Origin of the sequence: Pseudomonas sp. NFACC56-3, from assembly GCF_900100025.1 — a bacterium.
GTDB classification, from domain to species: Bacteria; Pseudomonadota; Gammaproteobacteria; order Pseudomonadales; family Pseudomonadaceae; genus Aquipseudomonas; species Aquipseudomonas fluorescens_AA.
Genome location: NZ_FMTK01000020.1, coordinates 47,201 through 64,948, shown reverse-complemented (window position 1 = coordinate 64,948; position 17,748 = coordinate 47,201). Strand labels below are relative to the sequence as shown.

At 61.4% G+C, this 17,748-nt stretch carries 13 protein-coding genes; all 13 read left to right on the top strand.

What is annotated here, in order from left to right:
- Positions 1–6: 6 nt before the first annotated feature.
- The 13 genes from rseP to kdsA all read left to right on the top strand — a co-directional run bounded on the left by rseP (position 7) and on the right by kdsA (position 17,573).
- Positions 7–1,359, top strand: coding sequence for an RIP metalloprotease RseP (gene rseP, locus BLO80_RS22635; protein ID WP_092330651.1), 1,353 nt, complete (start codon positions 7–9; stop codon positions 1,357–1,359).
- Between the two features lie 74 nt (positions 1,360–1,433).
- Entirely contained in the window at positions 1,434–3,809 is a 2,376-nt protein-coding gene (gene bamA, locus BLO80_RS22630) for an outer membrane protein assembly factor BamA (RefSeq protein WP_092330649.1), read from the top strand.
- Between the two features lie 45 nt (positions 3,810–3,854).
- The gene (locus BLO80_RS22625) at positions 3,855–4,358 is read left to right on the top strand and encodes an OmpH/Skp family outer membrane protein (protein ID WP_003184901.1); all 504 of its coding nucleotides are present in this window, start codon (positions 3,855–3,857) and stop codon (positions 4,356–4,358) included.
- A 3-nt stretch (positions 4,359–4,361) separates the two neighbouring features.
- Positions 4,362–5,417: a UDP-3-O-(3-hydroxymyristoyl)glucosamine N-acyltransferase gene (gene lpxD / locus BLO80_RS22620; RefSeq protein WP_092330646.1), complete on the top strand. Its 1,056-nt coding sequence runs from the start codon at positions 4,362–4,364 to the stop codon at positions 5,415–5,417.
- Between the two features lie 105 nt (positions 5,418–5,522).
- Complete coding sequence (fabZ, locus tag BLO80_RS22615; protein ID WP_003184897.1) at positions 5,523–5,963, top strand: 3-hydroxyacyl-ACP dehydratase FabZ; 441 nt, start codon at positions 5,523–5,525, stop codon at positions 5,961–5,963.
- Positions 5,960–6,736, top strand: coding sequence for an acyl-ACP--UDP-N-acetylglucosamine O-acyltransferase (gene lpxA / locus BLO80_RS22610; protein ID WP_003198252.1), 777 nt, complete (start codon positions 5,960–5,962; stop codon positions 6,734–6,736). The genes fabZ and lpxA overlap by 4 nt, the downstream gene beginning before the upstream one ends.
- Positions 6,737–6,738: 2 nt before the next feature.
- On the top strand, positions 6,739–7,869 hold the full coding sequence (gene lpxB, locus BLO80_RS22605; RefSeq protein WP_092330643.1) for a lipid-A-disaccharide synthase: 1,131 nt from the start codon (positions 6,739–6,741) through the stop codon (positions 7,867–7,869).
- Complete coding sequence (rnhB, locus tag BLO80_RS22600; protein WP_092330641.1) at positions 7,866–8,519, top strand: ribonuclease HII; 654 nt, start codon at positions 7,866–7,868, stop codon at positions 8,517–8,519. The genes lpxB and rnhB overlap by 4 nt, the downstream gene beginning before the upstream one ends.
- Positions 8,520–8,720: 201 nt before the next feature.
- The gene (gene dnaE, locus BLO80_RS22595; RefSeq protein ID WP_092330638.1) at positions 8,721–12,242 is read left to right on the top strand and encodes a DNA polymerase III subunit alpha; all 3,522 of its coding nucleotides are present in this window, start codon (positions 8,721–8,723) and stop codon (positions 12,240–12,242) included.
- A 149-nt stretch (positions 12,243–12,391) separates the two neighbouring features.
- Entirely contained in the window at positions 12,392–13,339 is a 948-nt protein-coding gene (locus BLO80_RS22590) for an acetyl-CoA carboxylase carboxyltransferase subunit alpha (RefSeq protein ID WP_092330636.1), read from the top strand.
- A gap of 152 nt (positions 13,340–13,491) precedes the next feature.
- Complete coding sequence (gene tilS, locus BLO80_RS22585; protein WP_092330634.1) at positions 13,492–14,817, top strand: tRNA lysidine(34) synthetase TilS; 1,326 nt, start codon at positions 13,492–13,494, stop codon at positions 14,815–14,817.
- Positions 14,818–15,091: 274 nt separating this feature from the next.
- Complete coding sequence (locus tag BLO80_RS22580) at positions 15,092–16,723, top strand: CTP synthase (RefSeq protein WP_058542194.1); 1,632 nt, start codon at positions 15,092–15,094, stop codon at positions 16,721–16,723.
- 4 nt (positions 16,724–16,727) lie between these two features.
- Entirely contained in the window at positions 16,728–17,573 is an 846-nt protein-coding gene (gene kdsA, locus BLO80_RS22575; RefSeq protein ID WP_053152762.1) for a 3-deoxy-8-phosphooctulonate synthase, read from the top strand.
- The last annotated feature ends 175 nt before the right edge of the window (positions 17,574–17,748 follow it).

Sequence of the window (17,748 nt, the reverse complement as noted above, 5' to 3'; positions counted from 1 at the left end):
AAACAGATGAGCGCGCTCTATATGATTGTCGGCACCCTGGTTGCCTTGGGGGTGTTGGTCACTTTTCACGAATTCGGTCATTTCTGGGTTGCGCGTCGCTGTGGCGTCAAGGTCCTGCGTTTTTCCGTGGGCTTTGGCATGCCATTGCTGCGCTGGCACGACAAGAAAGGCACCGAGTTCGTCGTGGCGGCCATCCCGTTGGGGGGCTACGTCAAGATGCTCGACGAGCGCGAAGGCGAAGTCCCGGTCGATCAGCTCGATCAATCCTTCAATCGCAAGACCGTCCGTCAGCGTATTGCCATCGTCGCGGCGGGGCCGATTGCCAACTTCCTGCTGGCCATGGTGTTTTTCTGGGGCCTGGCCATGCTGGGCAGCGAACAGGTGCGCCCGGTCATCGGTGGGGTAGAGGCCGGTAGCGTTGCCGCCCGTGCCGGGCTGGGTGCCGGGCAGGAAATCGTCGCCATCGATGGCGAGCCGACATCGGGCTGGGCGGCGGTCAATCTGCAGTTGGTGCGTCGCCTGGGTGAGAGCGGTTCGTTGCAATTGATGGTGCGTGAGCAAGGCTCCACAGTGGATTCGCCTCGCGAACTCATTTTGGACAACTGGCTCAAGGGCGCGGACGAGCCGGATCCGATCCGCTCCCTGGGGATCCGGCCGTGGCGTCCGGCCTTGCCGCCGATCCTCGCCGAACTCGACCCGAAAGGCCCGGCCCAGACGGCAGGTCTGAAGACCGGCGATCGGTTGCTGGCCCTCGACGGCCAGCCGGTCAGCGACTGGCAGCAGGTGGTCGATTCGGTTCGTGTACGTCCTGATACCAAAATTGTGCTGCGCATCGAGCGCGACGGTGCTCCAATCGACGTCCCGGTAACCCTGGCCGCCCGTGGCGAGAGCAAGGCGCCGACCGGTTACCTGGGGGCGGGCGTCAAGGCGGTCGACTGGCCACCGGAAATGATCCGCGAGGTCAGTTTCGGCCCGGTGGCGGCGATTGGCGAGGGTGCGCGTCGTACCTGGACCATGAGCATCCTGACGCTGGACTCGCTCAAGAAAATGTTGTTCGGCGAGCTCTCGGTAAAAAACTTGAGTGGACCGATAACCATTGCTAAAGTGGCGGGCGCTTCTGCCCAGTCGGGCGTCGCTGATTTCCTGAATTTCCTTGCTTATCTGAGCATTAGCCTGGGGGTTCTGAATTTGCTGCCCATTCCGGTACTGGATGGGGGGCATCTGCTGTTTTATCTGATCGAGTGGGCGCGTGGTCGTCCCTTGTCGGATCGGGTGCAAGGTTGGGGGATACAGATCGGCATCAGCTTGGTGGTCGGGGTCATGTTGCTTGCCCTCGTCAACGATCTGGGTCGTCTGTAACGCTTCGCTGAATTGCGAATCTGCCGCATTTTGCGGCAGTTTGTTTATTGCCAGTTGGAATAAGAAAGGACTTCATGAAACGTCTGCTGCTAACTGCGGTTCTCACCGTATTGATGATCGCCGAAGTTCACGCCGAGTCCTTCACTATCTCTGATATTCGCGTCAATGGCCTCCAGCGGGTCTCCGCGGGTAGCGTCTTTGGTGCCTTGCCGTTGAACGTCGGCGAGCAGGCGGATGATCGGCGCCTGGTGGAATCCACGCGTGCGCTGTTCAAGACCGGCTTCTTTCAAGATATCCAGCTGGGCCGTGACGGCAATGTCCTGGTCATCACGGTAGTCGAGCGCCCGTCGGTCGCCAGTATCGAGATCGAAGGCAACAAGGCGATCTCCACTGAAGACCTGATGAAGGGCCTCAAGCAGTCCGGCCTGGCCGAAGGCGAGATCTTCCAGCGCGCCACCCTCGAAGGCGTGCGTAACGAGCTGCAGCGCCAGTACGTTGCCCAGGGCCGCTACTCGGCCACCGTCGACACCGAAGTGGTGCCGCAGCCGCGCAACCGCGTCGGCTTGAAGGTCAACATCAACGAAGGCACCGTGGCGGCCATCCAGCACATCAACGTGGTGGGCAACACGGTTTTCCCGGATGAAGACTTGATCGACCTGTTCGAACTCAAGACCACCAACTGGCTGTCGTTCTTCAAGAACGACGACAAGTACGCCCGTGAAAAACTCTCCGGTGACCTGGAGCGCCTGCGCTCCTACTACCTGGACCGTGGCTACATCAACATGGACATCGCTTCGACCCAGGTGTCCATCACCCCGGACAAGAAGCACGTCTACATCACCGTCAACGTCAACGAAGGCGAGAAGTACACCGTTCGTGACGTCAAGCTCAGCGGTGACCTGAAGGTTCCCGAGGACCAGGTCAAGTCGTTGCTGCTGGTGCAGAAGGGCCAGGTGTTCTCGCGCAAGCTGATGACCACCACCTCCGAGCTGATCACCCGCCGCCTGGGTAACGAGGGCTACACCTTCGCCAACGTCAACGGCGTGCCGCAGCCACACGATGAAGACCACACTGTCGACATCACCTTCGCCGTGGACCCGGGCAAGCGTGCCTACGTCAACCGCATCAATTTCCGTGGCAACACCAAGTCCGAGGACGAAGTGCTGCGCCGTGAAATGCGCCAGATGGAAGGTGGCTGGGCGTCGACCTACCTGATCGACCAGTCCAAGACCCGCCTGGAGCGCCTGGGCTTCTTCAAGGAAGTCAACGTCGAGACGCCGGCCGTGCCGGGTGTCGATGACCAGGTCGATGTGAACTACAGCGTCGAAGAGCAGGCTTCCGGCTCGATCACCGCCAGCGTCGGTTTCGCCCAGAGCGCCGGCCTGATCCTCGGTGGTTCCATTACCCAGAACAACTTCCTGGGTACCGGTAACAAGGTCAGCATCGGCTTGACCCGCAGTGAATACCAGACCCGCTACAACTTCGGTTACGTGGACCCCTACTGGACCGCTGATGGTGTGAGCCTGGGCTACAACGCCTTCTATCGCACCACCGACTACGACGAGCTCGACTCCGATATCTCCAGCTATGCGGTGGACAGCTACGGTGTCGGCGCCAACATCGGCTATCCGATCAGCGAGACCTCGCGCCTGACCTTCGGCCTCACCGCCCAGCAGGACAAGATCAACACCGGTCGCTACACCGTCGACGAGATCTTCGACTTCGTTAACAAGGAAGGCGACAGCTACCTGAACTTCAAGGCATCCGCCGGCTGGTCCGAGTCGACCCTGAACAAGGGCGTGCTGGCGACCCGTGGTCATTCCCAGAGCCTGGTACTGGAAACGACTACGCCAGGCAGTGACCTGTCGTTCTTCAAACTCGACTACCGTGGCCAGTTGTTCCAGCCACTGTCCGATAACTACACCATGCGCCTGCACACCGAGCTGGGCTATGGTGACGGCTACGGCTCGACCGATGGCCTGCCGTTCTACGAGAACTACTACGCCGGTGGTTTCAACTCGGTACGTGGCTTCAAGGACAGTACCCTGGGCCCGCGCAGTACGCCGAGCCGAGGCAACAATCCAGGTACCATTGCCGACCCGGACCAGGATCCGCTTCCGTTCGGTGGCAACGTCCTTATCCAGGGTGGTCTGGAAGTCCTCTTCCCGATGCCGTTCGTCAAGGATCAGCGTTCCCTGCGTACCTCGGTATTCTGGGACGTGGGTAACGTATTCGACTCCAAGTGCAGCGACACTACCAACGCCAACGGCACCAGGTCCGATACTCAGTGCAACGACATCAGCCTGAGCAACATGGCCAGTTCCGTCGGTGTGGGCGTGACCTGGGTCACCGCGCTGGGTCCCTTGAGCTTCGCATTGGCGATGCCGATCAAGAAACCGGATGACGCTGAAACCCAAGTGTTCCAATTCTCCCTCGGCCAGACGTTCTAAGCGTCTGACCCAAGATAACGACAATGGATTTTGTAGGAGTGCATCGTGCGTAAGTTGACTCAATTGGTTCTCCTGGCGACCGTACTGGTCGCAGGTCCGGCTTTTGCCGACATGAAGATTGCCGTGCTGAATTATCAGATGGCCCTGCTGGAATCCGACGCGGCGAAGAAATACGCCGTGGATGCCGAGAAGAAATTCGGTCCGCAACTGACCAAGCTCAAAGGCCTGGAAAGCAGTGCCAAGGGCATCCAGGATCGTCTGGTCGCCGGTGGCGACAAGATGGCCCAGGGCGAGCGCGAGCGGCTGGAGCTTGAATTCAAGCAAAAGGCCCGTGACTTCCAGTTCCAGTCCAAGGAACTGAACGAAGCGAAAGCTGTTGCCGACCGCGAAATGCTCAAGCAACTCAAACCGAAACTCGATAGCGCGGTGGAAGAAGTCATCAAGAAAGGTGGTTTTGACCTGGTGTTCGAGCGTGGCGCAGTGATCGATGTCAAGCCTCAATACGACATCACGCGCCAAGTGATCGAGCGCATGAATCAGCTGAAGTAATCCATGACAGCGACTATCAAGCTCGGCCAGTTGGCCGAGTTCCTCGGCGCCACCCTGCGTGGCGACCCGGAGAAGACAATTACTGGGCTAGCCACTTTGCAAGAGGCTGGCCCAGCTCAGTTGAGCTTTCTGGCAAACCCTCAATACCGCAAGTACCTGGTCGACAGCCGGGCGGCCGCCCTGTTGCTCAAGGCCGCTGATGCCGATGGGTTTGCCGGCGATGCCCTGATCGTGCCCGATCCGTACCTGGCGTATGCCCGCATTTCCCATCTGTTCGATCCCAAGCCGACATCGGCCGCCGGTATCCATCCCAGTGCCGTGATCGCCGCAGATGCCGTGGTGGACCCTACCGCCAGCGTCGGCCCGTTCGTGGTCATCGAAAGCGCGGCCCGAATTGGTGCCGGCGTCACGCTGGGCGCCCATTGCTTCATTGGCGCACGCAGCGAGATCGGCGAAGGCGGCTGGCTGGCGCCACGGGTCACCCTGTATCACGATGTGCGCATCGGCAAGCGGGTGGTGATCCAGTCCGGCGCCGTGCTGGGTGGCGAAGGGTTCGGTTTTGCCAACGAGAAAGGCATCTGGCAGAAGATCGCCCAGATCGGTGGTGTCACCATCGGCGATGACGTGGAGATCGGCGTCAACACCGCGATCGACCGCGGTGCCCTGGCCGACACGGTCATCGGCAATGGCGTCAAGCTCGACAACCAGATCCAGATCGCCCACAACGTCCAGGTCGGTGACCACACCGCCATGGCCGCCTGCGTGGGCATCTCTGGCAGCACCAAGATCGGCAAGCACTGCATGCTCGCCGGTGGCGTGGGCCTGGTGGGTCATATCGACATCTGTGACAACGTATTCCTGACCGGGATGACCATGGTGACCCACTCGATTACCGAGCCGGGCGCCTATTCTTCCGGCACAGCCATGCAACCGGCAGCCGAATGGCGCAAGAGCGCGGCGCGTATCCGCCAGCTCGACGACATCGCGCGGCGCCTCAAGCAGGTGGAAAAGCGTGTAGGGGACGTGACCCCTGGCGGTAATGCTTCATCAGATGGCTGATACCATTTCCATATCAAGTGTGCACAGCCGTTAGGGCATCTTGATTTGCTAGCGGAGTGCGCGTCACTCGTGCGCTTCCAATCTTTACATAGGCTTCCCCCCGAAATGATGGACATCAACGAGATTCGCGAATACCTGCCTCACCGTTACCCGTTCCTGCTGGTGGATCGGGTGGTGGACCTGGACGTTGAAGGCAAGCGCATTCGCGCCTATAAGAATGTCAGCATCAACGAGCCGTTCTTCAATGGTCACTTCCCCGCGCATCCCATCATGCCGGGCGTATTGATCATCGAGGCGATGGCCCAGGCTGCCGGGATCCTTGGTTTCAAAATGCTCGACGTCAAGCCTGCCGACGGCACGCTCTATTACTTCGTCGGCTCCGACAAGCTGCGCTTCCGCCAGCCGGTCACCCCGGGCGATCAGTTGATCCTCGAAGCCAAGTTCATCAGTTGCAAGCGCCAGATCTGGAAATTCGAATGCCAGGCTTCGGTCGACGGCAAGCCAGTCTGCTCCGCTGAAATCATCTGTGCGGAACGCAAACTATGAGTTTGATTGACCCTCGCGCAATCATCGATCCGACGGCCGTCCTGGCCGCCGATGTCGAGGTCGGCCCGTGGTCGATTGTCGGCGCAGGTGTGGAAATCGGCGAGGGTACGGTGATCGGTCCCCACGTAATTCTCAAGGGACCGACCCGGATTGGTCGGCACAATCGCATCTACCAGTTTTCTTCGGTAGGCGAGGACACGCCCGATCTCAAGTACAAAGGTGAAGAAACCCGTCTGGTCATTGGCGATCACAACGTGATCCGCGAAGGCGTGACGATTCACCGTGGCACTGTTCAGGATCGTTCCGAAACGACCCTGGGCGACCACAACCTGATTATGGCTTACGCACACATCGGCCATGACAGCGTGATTGGCAACCATTGCATCCTGGTCAACAACACCGCGTTGGCCGGCCATGTGCACGTGGACGATTGGGCGATCCTGTCCGGGTTCACCCTGGTGCACCAGTATTGCCATATCGGCGCCCACAGCTTCTCTGGCATGGGCACCGCCATTGGCAAGGACGTCCCTGCCTATGTCACGGTGTTCGGCAACCCGGCGGAAGCCCGCAGCATGAACTTCGAAGGCATGCGCCGTCGTGGTTTCAGCGAAGAGGCGATTACGGCCCTGCGTCGCGCCTACAAGGTGGTGTACCGCCAGGGCCTGACCGTCGAGCAGGCGCTCGCCGAACTGGCCGAGGCGTCGGCGCAACACCCGGAAGTCGCGATCTTCCGCGACTCCATCCAGTCTTCGACCCGCGGCATCACTCGCTGACCATGGCTAACGTGCGCGTTGCACTGGTGGCGGGAGAGGCTTCCGGTGACATTCTGGGTGCGGGTCTGATGCGAGCGCTCAAGGCGCAGCACCCTGCGGTGGAATTCATCGGGGTCGGTGGGCCATTGATGCAGGCCGAAGGCCTGATCTCCTATTTTCCGATGGAGCGCCTGTCGGTGATGGGCCTGGTGGAAGTGCTCGGTCGCCTGCGCGAGCTGCTGGCCCGGCGCAAGAAACTGATCCAGACCCTGATCGAAGAAAAACCGGATGTGTTCATCGGCATCGATGCGCCGGATTTCACCCTCACTATCGAACTCAAATTGCGTCAGGCCGGGATCAAGACCGTGCACTACGTCAGCCCGTCGGTCTGGGCCTGGCGGCAGAAGCGAGTGCTGAAGATCCGCGAAGGCTGCGACCTGATGCTGACGCTGCTGCCGTTCGAGGCCAGGTTCTACGAAGAGAAGGGCGTGCCGGTGCGGTTTGTCGGGCACACCCTGGCCGATACCATTCCCCTGGAGGCCGACCGCGAGGCGGCTCGCCAGGCGTTGGGCTTGCCCGACGGGCCGCTGGTGGCCTTGATGCCCGGTAGCCGGGGCGGCGAGGTGAGTCGCCTGGGTGGCTTGTTCTTCGACGCCGCCGAACGCCTTCGGGCGATGCGTCCTGATGTGCGTTTTGTCCTGCCGTGTGCCAGTCCTCAGCGTCGCGTCCAGCTGGAAGCCCTGCTGGTCGGTCGCGATTTGCCGGTGACGTTGCTCGACGGCCGTTCCCATGACGCGTTGGCGGCCTGTGATGCGGTGTTGATTGCTTCCGGCACTGCTACCCTTGAGGCATTGTTGTATAAACGCCCGATGGTGGTCGCCTATCGCCTGGCGCCGCTGACGTTCTGGATTCTCAAGCGCATGGTCAAGAGTCCCTACGTGTCCTTGCCGAACCTGCTGGCCCAACGCCTGTTGGTGCCGGAGCTGCTGCAGGACGATGCGACCGCCGAGGCGCTGGCCACCACGCTCTCGCCCTTGATCGACGGCGGCGAGGAACAGACGCGGGGCTTTGACGAAATTCACCGTACCCTGCGTCGCGATGCCTCCAACCAGGCGGCTGACGCGGTACTGACCCTGATCGGCGCAAAACCATGAGCAACGTAAAGCTACAGATGGGCCTGGACTTCAACCTGGTCGCCGAAGTGGAAGAGCTGGTGGCTGGTGTCGATGAAGTGGGGCGCGGCCCATTGTGCGGCGCGGTGGTGACGGCGGCGGTGATTCTCGACCCGAACCGGCCGATCCTGGGGCTCAATGACTCGAAGAAGCTCACACAAGCCCGTCGCGAAACACTCTACGACGAAATCTGCGAGAAAGCCCTGAGCTGGTGCATCGCCCGGGCCGAAGTCGAAGAAATCGATGAGCTCAATATCCTGCACGCCACCATGCTCGCCATGCAGCGTGCGGTGCAGGGCCTGCACATCACGCCGAAGTTGGCGATGATCGATGGCAATCGCTGCCCGAAACTGTCTATGCGCGCCGAAGCGGTCATCCAGGGCGACGGTAAGGTGCCGGCCATCGCGGCGGCCTCGATCCTGGCGAAGGTCAGCCGTGACCGGGAAATGAGCGCCTTCGAGTTGATCTACCCGGGCTACGGCATCGGCAGCCACAAGGGCTACCCGACCCCCGTTCATCTGGAAGCCCTGGCGCGCCTGGGACCAACGCCGATCCACCGGCGCTCGTTCGCCCCGGTGCGGCTGGCTTATGAAGCTCGTGAAGGCTTGATCGAAAGCGAGGGATTCACCTGATTCATTGTGGCGAGGGCGCTTGCTCCCGCTTGGGTGCGAAGCGCCCATAAGAAGGGGGCTGCTGCGCAGCCCAGCGGGAGCAAGCTCCCTCGCCACGGATTCAATCACTTCAATGAGCGGTATGGGTTGCAGGCTGATGTTTTACCCAAGGCCCGGTACAATCCGGGCCTTGTTGTTTTCATGACTTAACGCAGGATCACTATGCCGGCTTCATTCGTTCATCTACGCCTGCACACTGAATACTCCCTGGTCGACGGTCTGGTGCGGATCAAGCCCCTGGTCAAGACCCTGGTGGGCATGAACATGCCTGCCGTGGCGGTTACCGACCAGAACAACATGTGCTCGCTGGTCAAGTTCTACAAGGCCGCCATGGGCGCCGGGATCAAGCCGATCTGTGGCGCCGACCTGTGGCTGTCGAACAAGGACCCGGACGCGCCGCTGAGCCGTATCAGCCTGTTGGTGATGAACGGCGTGGGTTATCGCAACCTCACCGAGCTGATCTCCCGCGGCTTTATCGATGGCCAGCGCAACGGCTCGATCATCATCGAGCGCGAGTGGGTGGCCGAGGCCAGCGAAGGGCTGATCATGCTGTCGGCGGCCAAGGAAGGTGAAATCGGCCTGGCCCTGCTCAGTGGCAGTCCCGACGAAGCCGAGACCCTGGCCCGTGACTGGATGGCGGTGTTCCCGGACCGCTTCTACATCGAGGTGCAGCGCACCAACCGTCCCAATGACGAAGAGCACCTGCATGCCGCCGTGGCCCTGGCCGACAGGATCGGCGCGCCGCTGGTGGCGACCAACGACGTGCGGTTCATCAAGCAGGAAGATTTCGAAGCCCACGAAACGCGGGTCTGCATCGGTGAGGGCCGTGCCCTCGACGACCCGCGTCGGTCGAAGAACTACAGCGACCAGCAATACCTCAAGAGCGCCGAGGAAATGGCCGAGTTGTTCAGCGACTTGCCCGAGGCGCTGGAAAACACTGTCGAGATCGCCAAGCGCTGCAACATCGAAGTGAAGCTGGGCAAGCACTTCCTGCCCAACTTCCCGATTCCCGATGGCATGACCATCGACGAATATTTCCGCAAAGTCTCCTTCGACGGCCTCGAAGAACGCCTCCGCGTCCTGTTGCCCAAGGACACCACCGAAGATTACGAAGCCAAGCGCCAGGTCTATGTCGATCGGTTGAATTTCGAGCTGGATATCATCATCCAGATGGGTTTTCCCGGTTACTTCCTGATCGTGATGGACTTCATCCAGTGGGCCAAGAACAACGGCGTGCCGGTGGGCCCTGGCCGTGGATCGGGTGCCGGGTCGCTGGTGGCCTATGTGCAGAAGATCACCGACCTCGACCCGCTGGAATATGACCTGCTGTTCGAACGTTTCCTCAACCCGGAACGGGTATCCATGCCCGACTTCGACGTCGACTTCTGCATGGACGGCCGCGACCGGGTCATCGACTATGTCGCCGAGAAATACGGCCGCAACGCGGTAAGCCAGATCATCACCTTCGGTTCCATGGCCGCCAAGGCGGTGGTGCGTGACGTGGCGCGGGTGCAGGGCAAGTCCTACGGTCTGGCGGATCGCCTGTCGAAGATGATTCCGTTCGAAGTCGGCATGACCCTGGAGAAGGCCTATGAGCAGGAAGAAATCCTGCGGGACTTCATCAAGGTCGACGAAGAGGCCGCGGAAATCTGGGAGATGGCCCGCAAGCTCGAAGGCGTGGTGCGTAACGTCGGCAAGCACGCCGGGGGCGTGGTCATCGCGCCGACCAAGCTGACGGACTTCTCGCCGATCTATTGCGATGAAGAAGGCGACGGCCTGGTGACCCAGTTCGACAAGGACGACGTCGAGGCGGCGGGCCTGGTGAAGTTCGACTTCCTCGGCCTGCGGACCCTGACGATCATCGACTGGGCGCTGAAAACCATCAACCGCGACCGGGCCAAGGTTGGTGAAGAGCCGCTGGACATTGCCTTCATCCCGCTGGATGACAAGCCGACCTACAGCCTGTTGCAAAAAGCCGAAACCACGGCGGTGTTCCAGCTTGAATCCCGGGGCATGAAGGAGCTGATCAAGAAGCTCAAGCCCGACTGCCTGGAAGACCTGATCGCACTGGTGGCCCTGTTCCGTCCGGGGCCCCTGCAATCGGGCATGGTGGATGACTTCATCAACCGTAAGCACGGTCGCGCCGAGCTGGCGTACCCGCACCCGGATTATCAGTACGACGGCCTCAAGCCAGTGCTGGCCCCGACCTACGGCATCATCCTGTACCAGGAACAGGTGATGCAGATTGCCCAGGTGATGGCCGGCTACACCCTCGGCGGCGCGGACATGCTGCGTCGAGCCATGGGTAAGAAAAAACCCGAGGAAATGGCCAAGCAGCGCGGCGGTTTCATCGAAGGTTGCGCGAACAACGGCATCGATGCGGACCTGGCGGGCAACATCTTCGACCTGGTGGAAAAATTCGCCGGCTACGGCTTCAACAAATCCCACTCCGCCGCCTATGGCCTGGTGTCGTACCAGACCGCATGGTTGAAAGCCCATTACCCGGCGCCATTCATGGCCGCGGTACTGTCGGCGGATATGCACAACACCGACAAGGTCGTGACCTTGATCGAAGAAGTGCGGACCATGAAGCTGCGCCTCGACGCACCGGACGTGAACGCTTCGGAGTTCAAGTTCACGGTGAATGACGAAGGCCGCATCATCTATGGCCTCGGTGCGATCAAGGGCGTGGGCGAGGGGCCGGTGGAAGCCATCACCGAAGCGCGCCAGGACGGGCCGTTCAAGGACCTGTTCGATTTCTGCGCGCGGGTCGATCTCAAGCGCATCAACAAGCGCACCCTCGACGGCTTGATCCGCAGTGGCGCCCTGGACCGGCTCGGGCCTTACTTCCAGGATGAGCCCAAGGCCTACCAGGCCAACATCGATCGCAACCGCGCGGTGTTGCTGGCGGCGATGGAGGAGGCGATCAAGGCCGCCGAACAGACCGCCCGTACCCACGACAGCGGCCACGCCGACCTGTTTGGCGGGCTGTTCGTCGAGGAGGACGCCGATGTCTACGGCAACCATCGCAAGGCCAAGGAACTGACCCTCAAGGAACGCCTCAAGGGTGAAAAAGACACCCTGGGCCTGTACCTCACCGGTCACCCGATCGACGAATACGAAGGCGAGATCCGCCGCTTCGCCCGCCAGCGCATCATTGACCTCAAGCCGGCGCGCGACACTCAGACGGTCGCCGGCATGATCATCGCTTTGCGGGTGATGAAGAACAAAAAGGGCGACAAGATGGGTTTCATCACCCTCGACGACCGCTCCGGGCGCATCGAGGCGTCACTCTTCGCCGATGCGTTCCATTCTGCGCAGTCGCTGTTGCAGACCGATGCGATGGTGGTGGTGGAAGGCGAAGTCAGCAACGATGACTTCTCCGGTGGCCTGCGGTTGCGGGTCAAGCGGGTGATGAGCATGGAAGATGCCCGTACCAACCTGGCAGAGAGCCTACGCCTGAAGTTGCAGACCCAGGACCTCAAGGGCGATCAGCTACGCTGGTTGGGCGAATTGTTCAAGCGCCATCGCGGTGCCTGTCCGATCACCATGGAGTACGTACGCCCCGATGCCAAGGCCGTGTTGCAGTTCGGCGAAGGCTGGCGGATCGATCCGGCGGATGCGTTGATTCAAGCCTTGCGTGACCAGTTCGGCAAAGACAACGTCTTCCTCCAATACCGTTGACGGCCAGGGGCCACTGTTGAAACCGGAAAGCTCCTGATCTCGACCCGAATTTTTAATCTCGACCTGAACGCGCCTCTCCCTTAAGGTAGGCGCGAATAGACAACCGGCCGGCCCAAGCTCTCTTGGACGTCGACCCAAGACGGACGCCTATGAACCCGAATTTTCTTGATTTCGAACAGCCGATCGCCGACCTGCAAGCCAAGATCGAAGAGTTGCGCTTGGTCGGTAATGACAATTCGCTGAATATCGGCGATGAAATCTCTCGTCTGCAGGACAAAAGCCGCACGCTGACCGAGGACATCTTCGGCAAGCTGACCAGCTGGCAGATCGCTCGCCTGGCACGTCACCCGCGTCGTCCCTACACTCTGGACTACATCGAGCACATCTTTACCGAGTTCGATGAGCTGCATGGCGACCGTCACTTCTCCGACGACGCCGCGATCGTCGGCGGCGTTGCCCGCCTGGACGAGCAGCCGGTGATGGTTATCGGCCATCAGAAAGGCCGCGAAGTCCGCGAGAAGGTGCGCCGCAACTTCGGCATGCCGCGTCCGGAAGGCTACCGCAAGGCGTGCCGCCTGATGGAGATGGCCGAGCGCTTCAAGATGCCGATCCTGACCTTCATCGACACCCCGGGCGCCTACCCGGGCATCGACGCCGAAGAGCGCAACCAGAGCGAAGCGATTGCCTGGAACCTGCGCGTCATGGCACGCCTGAAAACCCCGATCATCGCCACCGTGATTGGCGAAGGCGGTTCCGGCGGTGCGTTGGCCATCGGTGTCTGCGACCAGTTGAACATGCTGCAGTATTCCACTTATGCGGTGATCTCGCCGGAAGGCTGCGCCTCGATCCTGTGGAAAACGGCCGAGAAGGCGCCGGATGCCGCCGAGGCCATGGGTATTACCGCTGAGCGTCTCAAGGGCCTGGGCATCGTCGACAAAGTGATCAACGAGCCCGTGGGCGGCGCCCACCGCGACCCGGCTGCGGCGGCGGCACTGATCCGCGCCGAGCTGAGTTCCCAGCTGTCGATGCTCAAGAAGTTCGACAACGACGCGCTGCTGGCCCGTCGCTACGAGCGGTTGATGAGCTACGGTCTCTGATCTGACCAAGCTTCCAGCAGTTGTGTGGGGAGCCAGTGTGGGAGCGGGCTTGCTCGCGAAAGCGGTTTAACATTCAACCCATGTGTTGACTGATTCACCGCCTTCGCGAGCAAGCCCGCTCCCACATTTGATTTGTGCCAAGGCTGATACCCATGAACACAAGCATCGACCTGCCAACCTGGCTCCTCACACAGCTATCCCCCTGGCGCAACGCCGCCACCTGGCGCATCGCCTTCTCCGGCGGCCTCGACTCCACCGTCCTGCTGCACCTGCTCGCGACCCTTTCACGACACCACGCCCTGCCCGCGCTGAGTGCTATCCATGTGCATCACGGCCTTCAGGCAGTGGCCGAGGCGTGGCCGGATCATTGCCGTTCGGTCTGTGCGGCCCTTGGTGTGCCGCTGGACGTGGTGAATGTGCACGTGCGCCCTGGCGCCAGTATCGAGCGTGCCGCCCGGGAGGCGCGTTATGGCGCGTTCGTGGCGGCCCTCCAGGGCAATGAAGTGCTGCTCACCGCCCAGCATCGGGATGACCAGGCCGAAACCTTGTTGTTTCGCCTGTTGCGGGGGGCAGGGGTGAGGGGCCTGGCGGCGATGCCACGGCAGCGGCCTTTGGGCCTGGGGCATCTGCTGCGGCCCTTGCTCGAGGTGCCCCGTGCCGAGCTGCAAGCCTATGCGACGCAACAGGGCTTGAGCTGGATCGACGACCCGTCCAACGATGATCACCGGTACGCGCGCAACTACCTGCGCCAGCGGGTTTTTCCAATGCTGGCCGAGCACTGGCCGCAAGCCTCGGCGACCCTGGCCCGAAGTGCTGCGCACATGGGCGAAGCCCAAGGCTTGCTGGACGACTTGGCGCGGATCGACTTGGCCCAGGCCGCGACGCCAGCTGCGTTCGACTGGCTTGGGCTGCAATCGCTGGTGCTGGCGCCGTTGCGGGCGTTGTCGCCGGCCCGTCAGCGCAACGCATTGAGCCACTGGCTGGCGCCACTGACCCTGCTGCCCGACAGTGATCACTGGGCCGGCTGGGACTCGTTGCGCGATGCCGCGGACGATGCCCGGCCTATCTGGCGCCTGGCCGGCGGCGAGCTGCACCGGGCCGCCGGGCGGGTCTGGTGGTTATCCGACCACTGGCTATGTTCGCTGCCAGGCCCCGTCGACTGGGCGGATCCGGCGCTGCCGCTGCCCTTGCCGGGCAACGGTCGGGTGGCGCTTATCGGCCAGCCGCCTGCGGGGCCGCTTAGCGTGCGCTATCGTCAAGGCGGCGAGGTGCTGGCGTTAGCGGGTCGTGGTCATCGTGATCTCAAGCGTTTGCTCAATGAAAAGGGCGTGCCGGCGTTCGTTCGCGGTCGATTGCCGCTGCTTTATCAAGGCGAGCAATTGCTGGCGGTGGCCAACCTGGCCGGGCTCGATGCGCAAGCGGGTGGCAGCTGGCGATTGATCTGGACGCCAGGAAACCAAGATCTGGGTTTGAGCTGAAAGGGGCTTTCCGGTAGACTACGCTCCCTTCTTGATACAACTTCTGTGGATTCGCCTGAATTGCAGGAGTTGCCGATTACCAAGCAGTCTTTGCTGGGCGATTCCAAAAAATGTGTAGCGAGCAACGTACCGGTGATTTCACTTCCGGTCTGTCCCAACGCGGCGGTTTTTTTGAAAGGTGCACTGTGATTAATGCAGGTGATCGGGGGCTTCGGCCTTCCTTCGCTTTCCCCGGCGGCTCGGACCGCTTTAACGCAGACTTCTAGGGTTTTTCATGACGCGCTACATATTCGTCACGGGCGGTGTTGTTTCTTCATTGGGGAAAGGCATTGCCTCGGCTTCATTGGCGGCCATCCTGGAGGCGCGGGGACTTAAGGTCACCATGCTCAAGCTGGACCCGTACATCAACGTCGACCCGGGCACCATGAGCCCGTTCCAGCACGGTGAAGTGTTCGTCACCCACGACGGCGCCGAGACCGACCTGGACCTGGGCCACTACGAGCGGTTCATCCGCACGACCATGACCCAGAACAACAACTTCACCACCGGCCGTGTCTACGAACACGTGCTGCGCAAGGAGCGTCGTGGTGACTACCTGGGCGCGACCATCCAGGTCATCCCGCACATCACCGACGAAATCAAGCGCCGCATCATCAAGGGTGCCGGCGACGCCGACGTGGCGATGGTCGAAATCGGCGGGACCGTGGGCGATATCGAGTCCCAGCCGTTCCTCGAAGCCATCCGCCAGTTGCGTTTCGAAATCGGCGCCAAGCGCGCGATGCTGATGCACCTGACCCTGGTTCCGTACATCGCCACCGCCGGCGAAACCAAGACCAAGCCGACCCAGCACTCGGTCAAGGAACTGCGCTCCATCGGCCTGCAGCCGGACGTGCTGATCTGCCGCTCCGACCACCCGATCGACATCTCGTCGCGTCGCAAGATCGCCCAGTTCACCAACGTTGAAGAGCGCGCGGTCATCGGCCTGGAAGACGCCGACACCATCTACAAGATCCCGGGCATCCTGCACTCCCAGGGCCTGGACGATTTCGTCGTCGAGCGCTTCGGCCTGCAATGCGCCAGCGCCGACCTGTCCGAATGGGACGCCGTGGTCGATGCCAAGCTCAATCCGGAACACGAAGTCACCATCGCGATGGTCGGCAAGTACATGGAACTGCTGGACGCCTACAAGTCGCTGATCGAGGCGATGAGTCACGCCGGTATCAGCAACCGCACCAAGGTCAACCTGCGCTACATCGATTCCGAAGACATCGAGAACCAGGGCACTGGCCTGCTCGAAGGCGCCGATGCGATCCTCGTGCCGGGCGGCTTCGGCCTGCGGGGCGTGGAAGGCAAGATCACCGCCGTGCAATACGCTCGCGAAAACAAGGTGCCTTACCTGGGGATCTGCCTGGGCATGCAAGTGGCGGTCATCGAGTTCGCCCGTAACGTGCTGGGCTGGAAAGACGCCAACTCCACCGAGTTCGATCGCGCCAGCGGCCATCCGGTCGTGGGCCTGATCACCGAGTGGGAAGATGCCACCGGCGCCGTGGAAGTGCGCACCGAAAGCTCGGACCTGGGCGGCACCATGCGTCTGGGCGCCCAGGAATGCCTGCTCGAAGCCGGCTCCAAGGTGCACGATTGCTATGCCAAGGATGTGATCGTCGAGCGTCACCGTCATCGCTACGAAGTGAACAACAACCTGCTGCCGCAACTGATTGAGGCCGGCCTGAAAATCTCCGGTCGTTCCGGTGACGGCGCGCTGGTGGAAGTGGTCGAGTCCCCGGACCATCCATGGTTCGTCGCCTGTCAGTTCCACCCCGAGTTCACCTCCACGCCTCGGGACGGTCATCCGCTGTTCAGCGGTTTCGTGAAGGCCGCATTGGCTCAACACCAGAAAAAGGCATAAGACGATGGCCCAGAAGATCATCCGCGTCGGCGACATCGAGATTGCCAACGACAAGCCCATGGTGCTGTTCGGCGGCATGAACGTGCTGGAAAGCCGCGACATGGCGATGCAGGTCTGCGAGGAGTACGTGAAGGTGACCCAGAAACTGGGTATCCCTTACGTATTCAAGGCCAGTTTCGACAAGGCCAACCGTTCGTCCGTGACGTCCTACCGTGGCCCGGGCCTGGAAGAAGGCATGCGGATCTTCCAGGACATCAAGCAAGCCTTTGGCGTGCCGATCATCACCGACGTCCACGAGCCTGCCCAGGCCGCGGTCGTCGCCGAGGTCTGCGACATCATCCAGTTGCCGGCTTTCCTGTCGCGCCAGACCGACCTGGTGGTGGCGATGGCCAAGACCGGTGCGGTGATCAACATCAAGAAAGCCCAGTTCCTCGCGCCCCAGGAAATGAAACACATCCTGAGCAAGTGCGAAGAGGCCGGCAATGACCAGTTGATCCTCTGCGAGCGTGGCTCGAGCTTTGGCTATAACAACCTGGTGGTGGACATGCTCGGCTTCGGCATCATGAAGCAGTTCGAGTACCCGGTGTTCTTCGACGTGACCCACGCCTTGCAGATGCCCGGTGGTCGCTCCGATTCCGCTGGCGGTCGTCGCGCCCAGGTCACCGACCTGGCCAAGGCGGGCATGAGCCAGTCCCTGGCCGGCCTGTTCCTCGAGGCCCACCCCGATCCGGACAACGCCAAGTGCGACGGCCCTTGTGCCTTGCGCTTGAACAAGCTGGAACCTTTCCTGTCTCAGCTCAAGGCATTGGACGAGCTGGTCAAGGGTTTTCCGACGATAGAAACCGCGTAACGCGGTTTTCTCCGGTAAAGTACCGCTCGATTATCGCTCTGGCCCGCTGGCCGCACTGCTCTTGTGGGAGCATGGCTTGCGACGGTGTCCTTCAGGGCTCATCGTCGGCAAGCCTTGCTCCTTGTGGCGAGGGAGCTTGCTCCCGCTGGAGCGCGAAGCGCTCCCCATCCAGGCT

Bases quoted from the DNA above. Each gene is read 5' to 3' on its own strand.
- rseP (WP_092330651.1), top strand. From the start codon at position 7: ATGAGCGCGCTCTATATGATTGTCGGCACCCTGGTTGCCTTGGGGGTG.
- bamA (WP_092330649.1), top strand. From the start codon at position 1,434: ATGAAACGTCTGCTGCTAACTGCGGTTCTCACCGTATTGATGATCGCC.
- lpxD (WP_092330646.1), top strand. From the start codon at position 4,362: ATGACAGCGACTATCAAGCTCGGCCAGTTGGCCGAGTTCCTCGGCGCC.
- fabZ (WP_003184897.1), top strand. From the start codon at position 5,523: ATGATGGACATCAACGAGATTCGCGAATACCTGCCTCACCGTTACCCG.
- lpxA (WP_003198252.1), top strand. From the start codon at position 5,960: ATGAGTTTGATTGACCCTCGCGCAATCATCGATCCGACGGCCGTCCTG.
- lpxB (WP_092330643.1), top strand. From the start codon at position 6,739: ATGGCTAACGTGCGCGTTGCACTGGTGGCGGGAGAGGCTTCCGGTGAC.
- rnhB (WP_092330641.1), top strand. From the start codon at position 7,866: ATGAGCAACGTAAAGCTACAGATGGGCCTGGACTTCAACCTGGTCGCC.
- dnaE (WP_092330638.1), top strand. From the start codon at position 8,721: ATGCCGGCTTCATTCGTTCATCTACGCCTGCACACTGAATACTCCCTG.
- BLO80_RS22590 (WP_092330636.1), top strand. From the start codon at position 12,392: ATGAACCCGAATTTTCTTGATTTCGAACAGCCGATCGCCGACCTGCAA.
- tilS (WP_092330634.1), top strand. From the start codon at position 13,492: ATGAACACAAGCATCGACCTGCCAACCTGGCTCCTCACACAGCTATCC.
- BLO80_RS22580 (WP_058542194.1), top strand. From the start codon at position 15,092: ATGACGCGCTACATATTCGTCACGGGCGGTGTTGTTTCTTCATTGGGG.
- kdsA (WP_053152762.1), top strand. From the start codon at position 16,728: ATGGCCCAGAAGATCATCCGCGTCGGCGACATCGAGATTGCCAACGAC.